General features: G+C 26.8%; 25 protein-coding genes. 4 read left to right on the top strand and 21 right to left on the bottom strand.

The window, feature by feature from the left end; translation table 4 throughout:
* The first annotated feature begins 226 nt into the window (after nt 1-226).
* From ACJA27_RS00565 to ACJA27_RS00555, 3 genes are read left to right on the top strand one after another with little or no spacing between them, the layout of a single operon-like run.
* Entirely contained in the window at nt 227-1,465 is a 1,239-nt protein-coding gene (locus tag ACJA27_RS00565) for an McrB family protein (protein ID WP_406618061.1), read from the top strand.
* Nucleotides 1,466-1,476: 11 nt separating this feature from the next.
* The gene (locus ACJA27_RS00560; RefSeq protein WP_406618060.1) at nt 1,477-1,782 is read left to right on the top strand and encodes a hypothetical protein; all 306 of its coding nucleotides are present in this window, start codon (nt 1,477-1,479) and stop codon (nt 1,780-1,782) included.
* The gene (locus ACJA27_RS00555) at nt 1,689-3,104 is read left to right on the top strand and encodes an McrC family protein (protein WP_406618287.1); all 1,416 of its coding nucleotides are present in this window, start codon (nt 1,689-1,691) and stop codon (nt 3,102-3,104) included. Before ACJA27_RS00560 ends, ACJA27_RS00555 begins: the two co-directional genes overlap by 94 nt.
* A gap of 116 nt (nt 3,105-3,220) precedes the next feature.
* On the opposite strand, the gene ACJA27_RS00550 is transcribed toward ACJA27_RS00555, so the two are convergent.
* The 21 genes from ACJA27_RS00550 to rpsJ all read right to left on the bottom strand — a co-directional run bounded on the left by ACJA27_RS00550 (nt 3,221) and on the right by rpsJ (nt 14,625).
* A complete protein-coding gene (locus tag ACJA27_RS00550) occupies nt 3,221-4,567 on the bottom strand; it encodes an ATP-binding protein (RefSeq protein WP_406618059.1) in 1,347 nt (448 codons plus the stop codon).
* 212 nt (nt 4,568-4,779) lie between these two features.
* Nucleotides 4,780-5,220 carry a 50S ribosomal protein L15 gene (gene rplO / locus ACJA27_RS00545; protein ID WP_406618058.1) on the bottom strand — a complete coding sequence of 147 codons (441 nt, stop codon included), beginning with the start codon at nt 5,218-5,220 and terminating at the stop codon, nt 4,780-4,782.
* Nucleotides 5,221-5,229: 9 nt separating this feature from the next.
* Nucleotides 5,230-5,943, bottom strand: coding sequence for a 30S ribosomal protein S5 (gene rpsE, locus ACJA27_RS00540; RefSeq protein WP_406618057.1), 714 nt, complete (start codon nt 5,941-5,943; stop codon nt 5,230-5,232).
* Complete coding sequence (rplR, locus tag ACJA27_RS00535; RefSeq protein ID WP_406618056.1) at nt 5,943-6,293, bottom strand: 50S ribosomal protein L18; 351 nt, start codon at nt 6,291-6,293, stop codon at nt 5,943-5,945. The genes rpsE and rplR overlap by 1 nt, the downstream gene beginning before the upstream one ends.
* Before the next feature lie 24 nt (nt 6,294-6,317).
* Complete coding sequence (gene rplF / locus ACJA27_RS00530) at nt 6,318-6,857, bottom strand: 50S ribosomal protein L6 (protein WP_406618055.1); 540 nt, start codon at nt 6,855-6,857, stop codon at nt 6,318-6,320.
* Between the two features lie 10 nt (nt 6,858-6,867).
* Nucleotides 6,868-7,263 (bottom strand): 30S ribosomal protein S8, encoded by a 396-nt coding sequence (rpsH, locus tag ACJA27_RS00525; protein WP_406618054.1) that lies wholly within the window; start codon nt 7,261-7,263, stop codon nt 6,868-6,870.
* Between the two features lies 1 nt (nt 7,264).
* Nucleotides 7,265-7,450 (bottom strand): type Z 30S ribosomal protein S14, encoded by a 186-nt coding sequence (locus tag ACJA27_RS00520; protein WP_406618053.1) that lies wholly within the window; start codon nt 7,448-7,450, stop codon nt 7,265-7,267.
* 2 nt (nt 7,451-7,452) lie between these two features.
* Nucleotides 7,453-7,998 carry a 50S ribosomal protein L5 gene (rplE, locus tag ACJA27_RS00515; protein WP_406618052.1) on the bottom strand — a complete coding sequence of 182 codons (546 nt, stop codon included), beginning with the start codon at nt 7,996-7,998 and terminating at the stop codon, nt 7,453-7,455.
* A gap of 2 nt (nt 7,999-8,000) precedes the next feature.
* On the bottom strand, nt 8,001-8,333 hold the full coding sequence (gene rplX, locus ACJA27_RS00510) for a 50S ribosomal protein L24 (protein WP_406618051.1): 333 nt from the start codon (nt 8,331-8,333) through the stop codon (nt 8,001-8,003).
* Nucleotides 8,334-8,345: 12 nt separating this feature from the next.
* Complete coding sequence (gene rplN, locus ACJA27_RS00505; protein WP_406618050.1) at nt 8,346-8,714, bottom strand: 50S ribosomal protein L14; 369 nt, start codon at nt 8,712-8,714, stop codon at nt 8,346-8,348.
* A 2-nt stretch (nt 8,715-8,716) separates the two neighbouring features.
* Complete coding sequence (gene rpsQ / locus ACJA27_RS00500; protein WP_406618049.1) at nt 8,717-8,986, bottom strand: 30S ribosomal protein S17; 270 nt, start codon at nt 8,984-8,986, stop codon at nt 8,717-8,719.
* Nucleotides 8,987-8,988: 2 nt separating this feature from the next.
* Nucleotides 8,989-9,186, bottom strand: coding sequence for a 50S ribosomal protein L29 (gene rpmC / locus ACJA27_RS00495; RefSeq protein WP_406618048.1), 198 nt, complete (start codon nt 9,184-9,186; stop codon nt 8,989-8,991).
* Nucleotides 9,186-9,635 carry a 50S ribosomal protein L16 gene (rplP, locus tag ACJA27_RS00490; RefSeq protein ID WP_406618286.1) on the bottom strand — a complete coding sequence of 150 codons (450 nt, stop codon included), beginning with the start codon at nt 9,633-9,635 and terminating at the stop codon, nt 9,186-9,188. The genes rpmC and rplP overlap by 1 nt, the downstream gene beginning before the upstream one ends.
* Nucleotides 9,613-10,287: a 30S ribosomal protein S3 gene (rpsC, locus tag ACJA27_RS00485; protein ID WP_406618047.1), complete on the bottom strand. Its 675-nt coding sequence runs from the start codon at nt 10,285-10,287 to the stop codon at nt 9,613-9,615. The genes rplP and rpsC overlap by 23 nt, the downstream gene beginning before the upstream one ends.
* A gap of 3 nt (nt 10,288-10,290) precedes the next feature.
* A complete protein-coding gene (rplV, locus tag ACJA27_RS00480; RefSeq protein ID WP_406618046.1) occupies nt 10,291-10,653 on the bottom strand; it encodes a 50S ribosomal protein L22 in 363 nt (120 codons plus the stop codon).
* 2 nt (nt 10,654-10,655) lie between these two features.
* Nucleotides 10,656-10,931: a 30S ribosomal protein S19 gene (gene rpsS, locus ACJA27_RS00475; protein WP_406618045.1), complete on the bottom strand. Its 276-nt coding sequence runs from the start codon at nt 10,929-10,931 to the stop codon at nt 10,656-10,658.
* On the bottom strand, nt 10,931-11,776 hold the full coding sequence (rplB, locus tag ACJA27_RS00470; RefSeq protein WP_406618043.1) for a 50S ribosomal protein L2: 846 nt from the start codon (nt 11,774-11,776) through the stop codon (nt 10,931-10,933). Before rplB ends, rpsS begins: the two co-directional genes overlap by 1 nt.
* 63 nt (nt 11,777-11,839) lie before the next feature.
* Nucleotides 11,840-12,343 (bottom strand): 50S ribosomal protein L23, encoded by a 504-nt coding sequence (gene rplW / locus ACJA27_RS00465; protein ID WP_406618042.1) that lies wholly within the window; start codon nt 12,341-12,343, stop codon nt 11,840-11,842.
* Nucleotides 12,343-13,431 (bottom strand): 50S ribosomal protein L4, encoded by a 1,089-nt coding sequence (rplD, locus tag ACJA27_RS00460; RefSeq protein ID WP_406618041.1) that lies wholly within the window; start codon nt 13,429-13,431, stop codon nt 12,343-12,345. Before rplD ends, rplW begins: the two co-directional genes overlap by 1 nt.
* The gene (gene rplC, locus ACJA27_RS00455) at nt 13,431-14,243 is read right to left on the bottom strand and encodes a 50S ribosomal protein L3 (protein WP_406618040.1); all 813 of its coding nucleotides are present in this window, start codon (nt 14,241-14,243) and stop codon (nt 13,431-13,433) included. Before rplC ends, rplD begins: the two co-directional genes overlap by 1 nt.
* A 76-nt stretch (nt 14,244-14,319) precedes the next feature.
* Entirely contained in the window at nt 14,320-14,625 is a 306-nt protein-coding gene (gene rpsJ, locus ACJA27_RS00450; protein WP_406618039.1) for a 30S ribosomal protein S10, read from the bottom strand.
* A 548-nt stretch (nt 14,626-15,173) separates the two neighbouring features.
* Here rpsJ and ACJA27_RS00445 point away from each other — a divergent pair.
* Nucleotides 15,174-16,826, top strand: coding sequence for a ribonuclease J (locus ACJA27_RS00445; RefSeq protein ID WP_406618038.1), 1,653 nt, complete (start codon nt 15,174-15,176; stop codon nt 16,824-16,826).
* Nucleotides 16,827-16,851 lie beyond the last annotated feature (25 nt).

Genomic DNA, 16,851 nt, shown 5'->3' with positions numbered 1-16,851 from the left:
TCATATTAATCAAGATTTATTCCCTAAAGATCTTAAAGGAATTCCTACGGTATTCGCATGACAATTATTTATAAATGATGAGCAAGATATTAATGAAAAATTTTGAAAAATATTCGAATCAACAATAAAAGTTACTAAAGCTGAGAATGATGAATATAACGAAAAAAATGAAAAGTATTTTAATGACTCTTTACTGGAGGCATGAAATAGTAAGCACATTAAAGGGATGATAACTATAGGATTATTTTGAATAAGACCTAATCATTTTATTAGTTTAGAAAAAAATAATATGTCAGAAATAAAAAAATTACTTAACATTAGTGAAAATTCATACTATAAAAATATATTAAGAGATTCTGATAAAAAAACTTTATCTAAAGAAGAATCACCAAAATATTTAGAATTGTGTAAAAAATTAAAACAAGAATTGAATATAGATTTTCCGCAATTTTCACTTGATGCATATAATAACAAATTAAATACTAAAGAAGAAAATGCTATAGTTTTTGATCTAAAAAGCAAAAACTATATTTTGTTTGGACCTCCAGGAACAGGTAAAACCTATAGCGCTAAAAAAATGGCACTTAAAATATGTGAAAATAAAGAAGAAAATATTTGATTCACTACATTTCATCAATCTTATGATTACGAAGATTTTGTGGAAGGTATAAAACCTGAAACTAGTACAAAAAATATAGAATATAAAATAAAACCTGGAATATTTAAAAAAATATGTGAAGAAGCAAGACAAAATCAAAACAATAATTATGCATTAATTATTGATGAAATTAATAGAGGTAATATATCAAAAATTTTTGGTGAATTAATCACATTAATTGAACCTTCCAAAAGAGCTGGTGAAAATAATCAAATTATTGTAACTTTACCTTACTCTGGCGATAAAAATAAATTCAGTGTTCCTAAAAATGTTTACATTATTGGAACTATGAACACTGCTGATAGATCTATTAGTATGATAGACGTTGCTTTACGTAGAAGATTTGATTTTATTGAAATGATGCCTGATGCAAATAAACTTGAAAATATAACTATTAAGATCAATGATTCTAAAATTAATTTAAAAGAAATGCTAGAAACAATTAATAAAAGAATAGAAGTACTATATGATCGTGAACATACAATTGGTCATACTTATTTTATGGAATTAGCAAATGAAAATTCTTCATTTGATGATTTAAAAAAGATATTTAAAAATAAAATTATTCCTTTGCTGCAAGAATATTTTTATGAAGATTATCATAAAATTCAAATGGTGCTAGGAGATTATCAAAAAACAGATGAAAATAAGTTTATTCAATCTATTGAATATGTTAACAAAAATATTTTTCCTAAACTAAACGATGATTCTCTTGATATACAAGAAAAAATATATGAAATTAATGAAGATGCTTTTGACAATCCTGATAGTTATATAAACATATATAAAACAGATCCAGAAGAATAATATTAAAAATTATGAAAAAAATCTCAGTAAAAGAATATACAAAAATTACTTATTCTAAATCAATCAATAATCCAGAAAAATATTTTGTTATAGACAAAGATTTTTTTGATGATTTTCATAATTTTATTACAGGTTTTAATAATCTTGGTACAAATAATGAACCTTTGGACATCGTTAAAGTAAAATATGAAAAAAATATAGGAACTGTGATGATTCCTCAAAATTATGTTGGTGTAATAGAAACAAAAAAAGAAACCAAATTGAAATTTTACCGAAAGTATATACGAACAGTGGACAAAAAGAAGAAGAAAAGATAACAAAAAAAGTTTTTATTAAAATGTTAGAATCTATGAAAAATTTAATTAGTAAAAACTTTAGTGGTACAAGTCTTGATATTGATAAATTAAGTATTTATGAAATATATATCCGCATATACATAAATGAAGTTGATTTATTAGTCAAAAAAGGTTTGAAATCAAATTATGTTTTTTGTAGTGAAAACATACATAAAATTAAAGGTAAATTAAATATTAAAAAACACATTACTAAAAATATTGCACATAAAGAAAAATTTTATTGTAATTTCTGTGATTTTAAACTTAATAGACCTGAAAATAGAATTATTAAATCAACGCTTTTAAAAATATATTTTAAATCCGAAAATTCCACAAATAAAAAACGTCTTTCACAATTATTAAATTTTTTTGAATTTGTAAACCCTTCAATAGATTATGAAAAAGATTTTTCTTTGATTTCTCAAACTAGAGAATTAAAAGAATATGACTTAATTTTAAAATGATCTAAAGCTTTTTTAAAAAATCAAAGTTTTACAACTTTTTCTGGTAATTTTAAAACAATATCTTTGCTTTTCCCTATGGAAAAATTATTTGAAGAATATATTGCTTTTCATATAAAAAAAATTATTAATAATGATAAAAAAATGAAAAATTGAAAAATTTTATCTCAGGATAGATCATATGAATTATTTGAAGAACCAAAAAAATTTCACTTAAAACCTGACATAGTTATAACTAGAGATGATAATTCAAAAATTATTATCGATACTAAGTGAAAAAATCTTATTAATAACCCTGATAAAAACTATAATATTTCTCAACAAGACATGTATCAAATGTATGCTTATAGTCAAAAATATGATGCCTTAGAAATTTGACTTTTATATCCTTTAAATGCAGAATTTGTCAAAAATAATATTGAAGAGAAAAATAATGAAATATACTTTATAAGTAAAAATTCCTCTGGTAAACCCGAAACCATCATTAGAATATTTTTTGTTGATTTAGTTAATATTGATCAATCATTAGAAAAATTGAAAAAGAATTTTTTAAACCCTTTCTATATAGCGGTGGATATTTGTGAAAAAGTTTTATTCCAAAATCTAAAAAACATAAAAATAAAGTCGACAAAAAACAGTGCTATAAAACTCACTTATGATTTTATAATAAACAATTTATGAAAATCTAATATTGAAGCAAAAGAAGAATTGGAACAAGAGATAATTAAATTGTGAAATACTATAAAAGAAAAATATAAAAACTATGAAAATAACTTTTATAATGATTTAAATGAATTTGAAAATAAAATAAAAAATTTATACAATCAATATAAACAAAAATAAACTGAAAATTGTGAAACTTGAATCTATAAAAATATTAAATTCAAAACTAATATTTTTAATGAAAACTTAAGATAAGGAACATTTTACCTTTAGAATTTATAATTTTTATCTAAAATCTAATTTTCTAATAACTTTAAATCAATAATTTGATTTTTATCAATTGGTTTAGGTTGAATAAACATAATCATATATATAGGTAAATAAATAACTTTATTTTTTTGTTCAATATTACCATTACATAAAACATATCCTTTTTCTAAACCAAATAATTTATCATCTAATAAATTATTCAATGCAGAATGTCTTTTATAATCTTTTCCGCTTTTAACTTCTATTGGTATTACTTTATGTTCTTTTTCAATTAGAAAATCAATTTCTCCATATTTTTTATTTGAATGATAATATAAATTATAATTATGTGCTTTTAACTCTTGAGCAACAACTGACTCATAAATACTTCCATAATTACCAACATATTCATTTAATATACTTACTTGATTACCTTCATACATTTTATATGTCAATAAACCTATATCAGATAAGAATAGTTTAAAAAGTGTTCTTTCTTTACTAACTAAAAGTGGAAAAGTAGGATTATTAACGTTATAAACAAATAATCCAACCCCACTATTTTTTAATCATGTAAAAGAAGTGTCATATTGATAAAATCTTGCTTTTTCATTTAAATTTTTAAGTATAAAACGTTTATTTTGAGCATTTAATTCACTAGGAATTAAATCATAGATATCTTGAATAAGTAATTTATCTTTTTCTCCATATTTAGAAATATCAAATCTATATGATTGATCTATTTCTTTTAAATTTTGATTAACATTATATATATTATTAGTTTCTACAAAGGTGGTAACTGCTTTTGGCATTCCTCCAATTACTAAATATATATGAAATAAATTTAAAAATTTCTTATGAATAATTTCATCAATAGGTTCTACTTTTTCATAACAATTTTTTAAATATTTAATTGTTTCTAAATTTGTTCCTATAGCTCATAAAAATTCTTCAAAATCCATAGGATACATTTGGATTGTTTCTAAAAAACCAGCTGGTATAGACAAAATCTCATTCATTTTTATACCTAATAAAGAACCAGAAAAAATGAATCTATATTTTGAGTTTTGAATTAAAAATTTAATAGGAGTAATAGCATCTTTTGCTTCTTGTATTTCATCTATGAAAATAATAGTATTATTTTCAATCATTTTCGTTTGAGATAATGAAGAAATCTTTAACAGCAAATCTTTAGAATCCTTTGCAGTATTAAATGCTTCTAAAGCTAATTTGTTCTCTATGAGATTTAATTCAACAACATTATTTTTAGTTTCTTTTAAAAATTCTTTAATAATTGTAGTTTTACCTATTTGTCTAGCACCATCTATAAGAAGAGCACTTTTGCTTTCTTTATATCATTCTCTTATAGTTTCTATAATCTTTCGTTTTAACATATTTAATTTCCTAATGTAGTTTTATAAAATAGTCTTTATAAATAAAAATTGCATTTTTCTAACTTAATTATAGTATAAAAATTGCATTTTTCTAACTTAAAAAGAGGGGTTAAATTGCATTTTTCTAACTTTTTTGAAAAGGTAATTTAAAAACACATAGCTAGAATGAACTATGTGTTTCGTTTTTTTATGTTAATTATTATATAGGTTTATTAAAGAACTTCTACAGAACCACCAGCAGCTTCTACTGCTTTTTTAGCAGAAGCACTAATAGCATGTAAACTAATAGTTAATTTTTTAGTTAATTTTCCATTACCTAATAATTTAATAGGTAAATTACGTTTGATAATGTTTTTTTTGAATAAACTTTCAGCATTAACTATTTCATTTGTTTTGTAATTGTTTTCTAAAGTATCTAAATTGATAATTTGGTATTCAATATGGTTAACATTTTGAAATCCTCTTTTACCAATTCTACGGAATCAAGGAGTTTGACCCCCTTCAAATCCTAAACGATGTCCACTACGTTTATTTTGTCCTGATTGACCTTTACCAGCTTGTTTACCTTTACCAGCAGCATGACCTCTACCCACACGGTGTTTATCTTTTCTAGCACCTTCAGCAGGTTTTAATGAATGTAAATTTCTTTCCATAGTAATCTCCTATAATAGATCTTTCACATCTTTATTTCTAATTGCTGCAATTTCTTCAGGCATACGCATTGCTTGTAAAGCTTTTACAGTTGCTTTAACAATATTTGCTTTTGAACGTGAACCATAAGTTTTAGTATAAATATCAGTATAACCAGCTAATTCAACAACAGCACGAACAGTACCAGAAGCTATAATTCCTTTTCCTTTAGGAGCAGGTTTTAATAATACTCTTGATGATAAGAATTTTGCTTGTTGTTCATGTGGAACGGTGATTTTATTAAAAATAGGAACGGATACTAAATTATTAGTTGCATCTTTAACTGCTTTTTTAATTGCATCTGGAACTTCATTAGCTTTACCATGACCAAAACCAACTTTACCTTTGTGATCACCAACAACAACAAAAGCAGCAAATGAGAATCTTCTTCCTCCTTTTACAACTTTTGTTACTCTAGCAATATCAATAACTTTTTCAGTTAATTTTAATCCTGCATCAAAGGTTTTTGAATTAAAGTTTTCACCATTGTTTTTTGATTTATTTTTGTTTTCAGAATTACGATTGTTATTAGGTTTTTTTTCTCAAATTTGTTCTTTGTTATCTTGTTTGTTTTTGTCATTCATTTTATTATTAAATCTAGGATTTTTGTTAACTACTTCTTTAGTTGCATGTGAAGATTTTTCTACCATAGGTTTTTTAACTTGTTTTTCTTGATTTTCACTCATTAGAATTTAACTCCTTTAGCATTTTCTCTAACAGCTTCTGCAAAAGCTTTAACTCTTCCATGATAAATATAACCTGAACGATCAAAAACTAATTCTTTAATTTTTAAAGTAGTAATTAATTTAGCCATTCTTTCTCCTGCTTCTTTAGCAGAAGCAATATTTCCATGATATTTTCCATTTTCTAAGGTTGAAACACTTGCTAAAGTATTTCCTTTGGTATCGTCGATCAATTGAGCATAAAAGTTTTGGTGAGATTTAAAAACACATAATCTAGGTTTTTTAGCAGTACCTGAAAGATGTTGACGAATTTTTAAATGTTTATGTTTACGAGCATCATTTCTTGAAACCATAATATTTCTCCTTTTAAACTGCAACTATTTAGAAGCAGTTTTTCCTTCTTTACGACGAATTTTTTCACCTTTATATGCAATTCCTTTTCCTGAATAAGGACTAGGACGACGAACATCATGAATAATTGAAGCAAAATGACCAACTAATTCTTTTTCAATTCCACTAATGGTAATTTCAGTAGGTTTAGGACAAACTACTGTTAAACCTTGAGGAATATCTAAATTAACTAAATGAGAATAACCAACAGCTAATTCTAAAACAGTACCTTTAAGAGTTGCTTTATAACCAACCCCTTTAATTTCTAATTCTTTTTTAAAGCCTTCTGAAACCCCTTTAATCATATTAGAGATTAAAGAGTTAGTAGTTCCATGTAATTGTTTTGTATGTTTTTCTTCATTTGCTCTTACAGTAGCAATTGTGTTATTTTCAATAACAATAGCAATTAAATTTGAAAATTCTTTAGTTAAAGTTCCTAATTTACCTTTAGTTGTTAAAGTTGTTCCATTTAAAGTAACTTCAACTCCTGTAGGGATTTTAATGATACGATTTCCAACTCTAGACATAGTAAATTACCTATCAAATGTAAGCGATAACTTCACCACCTACATTTTCCTTTCTAGCTTGTTTTTCAGTCATCATTCCTTTTGAAGTTGAAATAATTGCTGTACCATAACCTGAAATAACATTAGGTAAATCGTTGGTTTTTACATAAACTCTTAAACCTGGTTTTGAAACTCTCTTAATGTCAATAATTGCACTTTGAGAACCTTTGTATTTTAAAGTAACATCTAAAACTTTTTTGGTTTTTTCGCCAATAACATTTACTGCTTGAACATAACCTTCTGCTAAAAGAATATCTAAAATTTTGGCTTTTTCCATTGAATAAGGAATAACTACATTTTTATGTTTTCTTTGATTAGCATTTTTAATACGCACAATCATATCTGAAATAGGATCAGTTAAAAACATCTTATCAACTCGCTTTCTTCATGCCTGGAATTTTTCCTTCATGAGCTAAATTTCTGAAACAAATACGACATACTTTGTATTTTCTTAAAACAGCATGTGGACGCCCACATAATTCACAACGTGTATAAGCACGGGTAGAAAATTTAGGATGACGTTTTGCTTTAACTTTTAATGATAATTTTGCCATAATTATTTTTCTCCTTTTGCGAAAGGTAAACCAATTAATTCTAATAAACTTCTAGCTTCTTTATTAGTTTTAGCAGTAGTGATAATTTGGACATCTAATCCCTTAATTCTACGAATTTTATCAAATTCAATTTCAGGGAAAATAATTTCTTCTTTAATACCTAACATATAGTTTCCTCTACCATCAAATGATTTAGGGTTAGCACCTCTAAAATCACGAATACGAGGCATAGCTACATTAATTAATTTTTCAAGAAAATCTCACATTCTAGTACGTCTTAAAGTTACTTTACCACCCATAGGCATACCTTCACGTAATTTTCAAGAAGCATTTGATTTTTTAGCTTTAGTTTCAAATGGTTTTTGACCAGAAATAATTGTTAATTCATTAATTACTTCTTCAATTGCTTTTGAATTTGAAACTTCTTTTCCTGCGGTCATATTTAAAACAATTTTTTCAATTCTTGGAACTTCCATTAAAGAAGAATATTTATATAAGTTTGTTAATTCTTTAACAACTTTTGAATCATAGTGTTTTTTCAAATCCATAATTAAATTTCCTTCTTGGTTTTTCTAGCAAGTCTTGCTTTAGTTCCATTTTTGTTAACTTTTGTTCCAATTTTTGTGTAAGTAGCAGGAGTACTTTTGGTGCCTTTTTTAACTAAAAAAGCAACATTTGAAGCATTAATAGGAGCTTCAACTTCCTTAATTCCACCTTCAGTATCAGTTTGAGAAGGTTTTTTGTGCTTGGTTACTTTATTAATATCTTTAATAATTACAGTGTTAGCTTTATGATTTAATGAAACAATTCTACCGATTTTGCCTTTTTCTTTTCCAGCAATTACGATAACTTCATCATTTTTACGTAATTTAATTTTATTCATAAAATCTCCTTACTAAAGTACTTCAGGTGCTAAAGAAACAATTTTACTATATTTAGTATCACGTAATTCTCTAGCAACAGGGCCAAATACCCGAGTTCCTCTTAAAGTACCATCTTCTTTTACTAACACAACTGCATTATCATCAAATTTAATATGTGAACCATTAGCACGACTAATTCCATAACGGGTTCTCACAACCACAGCTTTAACAACTTGTCCTTCTTTAATAGCTCCATTAGGTAAAGCTTTTTTAACAGAACAAATAACTACATCACCAATATTAGCGATTTTTTTTCTTGAACCACCTAAAATTCTAATTACACCAATTTCTTTAGCACCTGAGTTATCAGCAACATTTGCTTTTGATAATTCTATAAGCATAATTAATTTGCTCCTTCAATAGCATGTTCTTTAATAGATACTAAACGAAAATGTTTGGTTTTAGATAAAGGTCTAGTTTCCATAATAGTTACAATATCATTTAATTTAGCTTCATTATTTTCATCATGAACTAAGAATTTTTTACTTGATTTGTAACGTTTTGAATATAAAGGGTGAGCTTTATAGGTGTCAACTTGAACAGTAATGGTTTTAGTTCCTTTAACAGAAACAACTTTACCCACTAATGTTTTACGAGTATTTCTTTCTTCCATAATTATTTAGCCTCCCCTTCTCTTTGTTTAATGATGGTTAAGATTTTAGCAATATCTTTTCTAACAGCTGAAATTTTGTGAGATTGATCTAATTGACCAGTTGAATTTTTAAAACGTAGAGTTCATAATTCAGCTTTTAAATCAACTAATAATTTATTTAATTCTTCAGTTGACTTTTCTCTAATATCTTTGAAAAGCATTAATTATTACCTCCTTGTTCTGCTTTAGCTTGTTCTTCAGTTTGTCTTGCAACAATTTTTCATTTAAGTGGTAATTTATGTCCACCTAATCTTAAAGCTTCACAAGCCATTTCTTTTGAAACACCTGAAACTTCAAACATTACTGTATTTACTTTAACAGGTGTATATCATTTTTCTGGGTTACCTTTACCAGAACCCATACGAACTCCAATAGGTTTTGAAGTTTTAGCAAAGTGAGGGAAGATTCTAATAAAAACTTGTCCTTCACGACCCATATGTCTAGTAATAGCAATACGGGCTGATTCTATTTGTCTAGCATCAACTAAACTTGCAGTTGCTGCTTGCAAACCAAATTCACCATAAGCAACAGTGTTACCACGGTATGCTTTTCTTTTATTATATGGTCTTAAAAAAGGTTTACGATATTTAGTTCTTTTTGGTTGAAGCATTTTTTTCATCTCCTTCCAAAATATCACCTAATGAAATTCATACTTTAATTCCAATAGCACCATAAGTAGTTCTAGCGGTTGCAGTTGCATAATCAACTTTTTGTCTTAAAGTGTGTAATCTCATTAATCCTTCTGAATAACCTTCGGTTCTAGCCATATCAACACCATTTAAACGTCCTGATACAGAGGTTTTAATACCTTTTGCTCCTGCTTTTAAAGCATCACGAATAATTTGTTTTTGAGCAATACGAAAGCTTTCACGGTTTTCTAATTTAACAGCAATTGCTTCTGCTGCTAAACGAGCATTAAGTTCTGGTTTATCAATTCCAACAACTTGTAAATTAATATCAATTTTTTTATTTTTTAAGTATTTTTTAACTTGTAAAGTTAAAGCTTCAATGTTTTTACCACCTTCACCTAAAATTACAGCAGGTCTAGCAGTATTTACATATACGGTAATTTTGTTGTTTTGATTTCTTTTAATTTCAACTTTACCAATTGAATATTTACGTACTAATTTATCAAAAAATTTGTAGATTTTTGCATCTTCAACTAAATATGAACCATAATTAGCTTTTTCAGCAAATCAAATAGTATTATGGGTTTTAGTTACACCATAACGAAAACCATTTGGATTGACTTTTTGTCCCATAAATTATTCTCCTTCTTCCAAAGTAATTGATATATGTGAAGTACGTTTTAAAATTTTGAAAGCGCTTCCTTTTGAATGAGGTTGAAATCTCTTCAAAGTAGGTCCTTCATTAACTAAGAGTTCTTTAATAAATAATTTAGTTGCATCCATCCCATGATTATGGGTAGCATTTGCAATAGCTGATGATAATAATTTTCTAATTAATTCAGATGCTTTTTTATCAGTGTTATTTAAAATACCATTTGCTAAAGCAACACTTTTACCTCTTACTAAATCAGCAACTAATCTTGCTTTTCTAGCAGAAATTCTTTGCATATAAACATGTGCTTTTGCTTGTGGTTTATTAACTTGTTGTGTTTTTGCCATAACTATTTTTTACCTTTATCAGCACCATGACCTGTGAATGTTCTAGTAGGAGAAAATTCACCTAATTTATGTCCCACCATATCATCAGTTACATATACATCAATAAATTGTTTACCATTATGTACTTGAAATGTTAAACCAACAAAACTTGGGAAGATAGTTGAACGTCTTGATCAAGTTTTAATAGGTTTTTTAGGTAATTTCTTTTCTATAATAGCATCAACTTTTTTGAGTAATGATTCATCAGCGAAAGGTCCTTTTTTAAGACTACGAGCCATTATTTAGTATCCTTTCTTCTTCTAATAATTAATTTATTTGAAGATTTCTTAGTTTTTCTTGTTTTAACTCCAAGAGCTTTTTTACCTCAAGGGGTAAGAGGAGCTTTACGTCCAATTGGTTGTTTACCTTCACCACCACCATGTGGGTGATCTACTGGGTTCATTACAGAACCACGAACAGTAGGGCGAACACCTAAATAACGATTACGTCCAGCTTTACCAATATTAACAAGTAAGTGTTCTTCATTACCTACTTCACCAATGGTAGCACGACAATGTGAAAGTATTCTACGTGTTTCACCAGATTTAAGTTTTAAAACAACATATTTACCATCTTCATCTTTACCTAAGATTTGTGCAGAAGTTCCTGCACTTCTAGCAATAATTCCACCAGCACCAGGTTGCATTTCAATATTGTGAACAAAGGTACCTTCAGGAATGTTTGCTAATGGTAATGAGTTTCCTAATAAAATATCAGTTTCATTACCTGAAATAATTTTTTGTCCAACTTGAATTCCTTTAGGAGTTAAAATGTATCTTTTTTCTCCATCAGCATAAACAACTAAAGAAATGTTTGCTGATCTATTTGGATCATATTCGATAGTTTTAACAATAGCAGGAATGTTGTCTTTATTACGTTTAAAGTCAACTAAACGGTAGTATCTTTTTACTCTACCACCATGATGACGTACAGTAATTTTTCCTTGGTTATTACGTCCAGCATTGTATTTTAATTGAACTAACAATGACTTTTCAGGAGCATGACCAGTTAAATTATTTTTGTAGTCAAGGGCAGACATATTTCTACGACCATTACTAGTTGCCTTGTAATGTTTTATTGCCATTATTGAATTTTCTCCTTGCTTAAAAATAGATGTGGATTTTTCTTCTAAGCAAATATTTTTCCACTATTTTTCTTCTTTTTTAGTTGTTGCTTTTTTAACTGTAGTTTTTTTAGTTTCTCCTTCTTTTTTAGGAGCAGCTTTTGAAGCAACTTTTTTGGTTACAGTTTCTTTTTCAGAAGAAGTTTTTTTAGATAATTTAGCAGCTAATTTTTCTTCTACTGCTTTTTCTTTTTTAACTTGTTCTTCTGATTTTTCTGTAACTTTTTTCTTGGTTTCTTTAGCTTCTTCTGGGTAGAAATTAATTTTTTCTCCTTTAGCTAAATAAACATAAGCTTTTTTATATCTATTGGTAAAACCATTAAATCTACCAACACGTTTTGGTTTTTTACCAACTTTAATGATGTTAACTTTATCAACTTTTACTTTAAAAATAAATTCAACTGCATGAGCTATTTGATATTTGTTAGCATATCAATTAACTTCAAAAGTTACAACATTATTGTTTGCTTGTAATAAATTGGTTTTTTCTGTTTGAATAGGCTTTTTAATAATTTCTGTTACTTCCATTATTTAAGTCTCCCTTCAACAATTTCTAAACCTTCTTTTGAAATAATCATTACATCAGCACCAATTAAAGATTCAACACTTAATGAAGTTGGTTTACAAATAGAAACATTAGGTAAGTTTCTTGCTGAACGATAAACAATTTCGTCATTTGTAACAATTAATACAGTTCTTAATTTATTTACTTTTAAAGTAGTTAACTTATTAAGAATTTCTTTAGTTGAAATACCTTCAAGTTTTAAATCATTAACAGCAACTGCTTTTTCAGCGGCAAGCATTGTTAAAGCAGATTTTAATGCCAATTTACGAACTTTTTTATTTACTTTAAGAGTGTAATTTCTTTCTGGTGTAGGTCCAAATGCTCTACCACCACCTACAAAAACAGGTGATCTTAATGAACCTGCACGAGCTCTACCAGTTCCTTTTTGTTTTCAAGGTTTTTTACCTGAACCTGAAACTTCTGAACGGTTTTTAACATCATGTGTACCTTGACGTAATGAAGCTCTATCTGCAACAATAGTATCAAATATAGCTTGTTCATATATTTTTTCTAAGAAAAATACTTCTTTTGATAATTTTGAATTATCAAAATTCAAGGTAACTTTTTTAGGTTGTTTTTTAGAAACTTTTTCTGCTTTTTTAGGAGCAGGTTTTTCAACTTTAGTTTCTTTAACTTCTTTTTTAGGTTCTTCAACAGGTTTTGCTTCTGCAACTTTTTTAGTTGTTGCTTTGGTTGTGGTTTTCTTAATTTTTGGTTCTTTAACTTCTTCTACTTTAGTTTCAGCAGCTTTAGTAGATTTTTTGGTAATTGTGGTTTTCTTAGGTTTTACTTCTTTTTTAGGTTCTTCTGTTTTTTCAACAGCTCTTTTCTTAGTTATTTTAGCAACAATTTTCTTTGCTTTTTCAGCTTGTTCAACTTCAATAGAAGATGAAGAAGTTAAAGCATCAATCAATTCATTAACTGCTTCTTTAACTTTTTCTGCTTTTTTAGCAGCTTTTTTATCTTTTTCAGTAGGTCCAATAACTTTGGTTACAGTTTTCTTTTTAGGAGCAGCTTTAGTAGCTTTTTCTTTTTTAACTTCTTCAGCCATTATTTATCTCCTTCTTTAGATTCTTGTTCCATTTTAGCTTCAGCATCTAAAATCAACTTTTCTAATTCTGTTGAATTCATTCCAACTGTAACTTCAATATTGAATTTTTTAGCTTTTTCCATTAACTCATTCATTTTCATAACTTCTTTCATATCAACAAGTTTAATAGCTTCATGAGCTTGTAAACCTTTGATTGCTTCTTTGATAGTTACAAAAGAATTTTTAGCTCCTGGAATTGAACCTTTGATTAAAAGTAAATTATTTACTAAATCAACTTTTACAATTTCTAAGTTTTGAACTGTAGTTCTAACATTTCCTAATTGACCAGGCATTGTCATACCTTTAACAACTTTATTTCCACTAATGTCCCCTAAAGAACCAGTTTGTCTAACAGGTTGTGATCCACCACCACCACCGTGTGATTTAGGACCAATATGTTGGTTTCATCTTTTGATGGTACCAGCAAAACCTTTACCTTTTGAAGTTCCTGTTACGTCAACTAATTGACCAGCAGCAAAAATATCTGCTTTAACTTGTTGACCTAATTCGTAACCTGACATATTACGAATTTCTTTTACGTATTGCTTAGGTGTTGTTTTAGCTTTTTCAAAATGACCTTTTTCTGGTTTATTTGTTCTAGAAGATTTTTTATCAAAAACTCCTAATTGAATTGCATCATAACCATTTTGATCTTTTGAAAGAATTTTAGTAACAACATTTGGTTGAACTTCAACTACAGTAACTGGGATAGCAAAACCTAGTTCAGTGTAGATTTGAGTCATTCCAATCTTACGTCCTAAGATTCCTTTCATCATTTTCTCCTTATGAAAATTTTTCTCTTATAAATTTAATTTATAACGACTGTAGCTTGCTTATAGCAAGTCAGATTTATTTAGTTGTAATGTTAATTGAAACACCAGAAGGTAATTCCAATCTTTTGATTTGATCTAATGCTTTATCATCAAAATCACTAATAACAACTAATCTTTGAAATGTTCTAGATTCAAATTGTTCACGTGATTTTTTGTTAACATGTACTGATCTTAAAATTGTAACTACTTCTCTTTTGGTTGGAAGAGGAATAGGGCCACTAACTTTAGCTTTATTTTTTTCTGCAACTTCTACAAGCTTTTTAGCAGCAAAATCAGCTTGAGCATGATCAAAACTTTTAATTTTGATATTTAATTTACTCATTGTTGTATCCTTTCGTTCATTAATGAACTTTACTCCACAAAAATTACTTACTACCACCTCTACAACATAATTTTGTGATAGTAACAACCTTTTGCTTCATAGTAATAGTTGCGTTAATATTCTATTACAAAACCTTAAAAAAATAAGTAAATAATTAAAATTTTAATTATTAATATATTAATATAAGGAACTTAAATAATAAGAAAAGTAAAAAGTCATTTTTTCAATGTTTTTTTAAACATTTTTTAACTTTTTACTTTTGTTAAAATTATGTTTTTTACATTATAAAAAATTTTAATTATGTTTTTTTAATAACATTATGTTTCTAATAATCTTAAATACACTAAAAAGCATTGTTTTGTAATTTTTTTATATATTTTTAACTTTAAAATTTAGTTTTTCTACAATATTATCTATTATATATTTATAAAAAATAGTAATTAATCATTTATAATAAAGAGGTATTTTCATATGTATGAAATATGTCATATAACTTTAATTTATTATAAAAATAATGAAAATTAATATACTATAAGGAGAACAAATAAATGACTAATATAAGTGTTTTTGCTCTTGGTGGTTTAGATGAAAATGGTAAAAATTGCTATGTTTTAGAATATAAAGAACAAATTTTTATCATAAATTCTGGTACAAAAGTGCCTATTAATTCTAATAATGGTGTTGATACTTTAATCCCAAATTTCACATATTTAGTTAAAAATAAAGACAAAATTAAAGGTATTTTTATTACTGATGTTAAAAATGAAAGTTTTTCTGCTTTACCTTGATTATTAATGCAAATACCTGATTTAAACATATATACATCTGCTTTTAATAAAATTTTAATTTTGGATAGATTAAGCAAATATAAGCTTAGTGAAGTAAGTTATAAAATACATTTAGTTAATAAACCTCTTGATTTTGGAGAAGTAAAAGTTAATGCATTTGAATTAGCTGGTTCAATGCCAGGGCATTTTGGTATTGATTTTGTAACAAAAGATGGGGATATTTTATTTTTAAGTAATTTTGTTGAAGGAAATTTAAACATTTATGGGAATCTTCAATTTAAAAACATTAAAGAAAAAATAACAAAAAATAGAAAAATTTTGGCTTTAATGGTTGATTCTGGAATGGCAAACCATTCAGGAAAAGCTATTGATAAAATAGGTCTTCCTTTATCTGTAAAAGAAGCCTTTAAAAAAGCTAAACCAAATGAAAGAATAATTGTTGGTGCTTATGATGAGGAAATGGTTGCTATTAACCAAATTTTAAATTTAGCAAAAGAACAAAAAAGACCTATTATCACATATGGAAAAACTTATGGTCAATTATTATATTTAATAAGAAAAATTCATCCTAAAATTGAATTTCCTGAAATTATTGATTATAAAACTGCTAATAAAACAGAAAATGCAGTTATATTAATAACCGGTTCTGCTGAAAGACTTTATTCACGTTTTTTAAGAATAACTGACAAAAATGATGTCTTTTTAACTCTTAAACCTTCTGATGTGGTAATGATGATTGCTCCTCCTGTTAATGGTCTTGAATCTCTTTTAGCGGTGGCTTTAGATGAAGTAGCAAGAATTACTCCTAAAATAGTTGAAGTAGACCAAAATGAATATTATCGTCATCGTCCAGCAAGAGAAGATTTATTAAATCTTGTTCAAAATATAAAACCTCAATATATCATTCCTATTCAAGGACTATATAGATATTTAGTGGATGCTGGTAAATATATGTGTGAATCTATTAAATTAAAAGAAAGCAATTGTTTGATTTTACAAAATGGAAAAATAGCCCATTTTATAGATGGAAAATTAGCGTCAACTAATGGTAAAGTAAAAGAAGTTGGAGATACCATTATAGATGGTTTTGGTATTGGTGATATTTCTTCAGAAGTTATTGCAGAAAGAGAAATGTTAGGCAGAGAAGGAGTTATTTTAATCACTTCTTTATATAATTCAAAAACCAAAAAATTAACCGGTAAATTACAAATTAATTATGTAGGTGTAATTAGCAAAGAAGATAAAAAAGCAACTACTGAATTAATTAAATCTACAATTTCTAATATATTAACCACTGAAAGTTTTAATGGACTAAGAGATATTCAAGAAAGATTAAGAAGACAAATTAGAAAAAGAATTTTTAAGGTAATGGATAAAGAACCAGTAGTTATTGTTACATTCAATAATATTTAATATAAAAATTAGGCCTTTGCTTAAG

It is taken from the genome of Mycoplasmopsis lipophila (genome assembly GCF_045276895.1).
GTDB classification, from domain to species: Bacteria; Bacillota_I; Bacilli_A; order Mycoplasmatales; family Metamycoplasmataceae; genus Mycoplasmopsis; species Mycoplasmopsis lipophila.
This window is presented reverse-complemented; position numbering and strand designations above follow the sequence as displayed.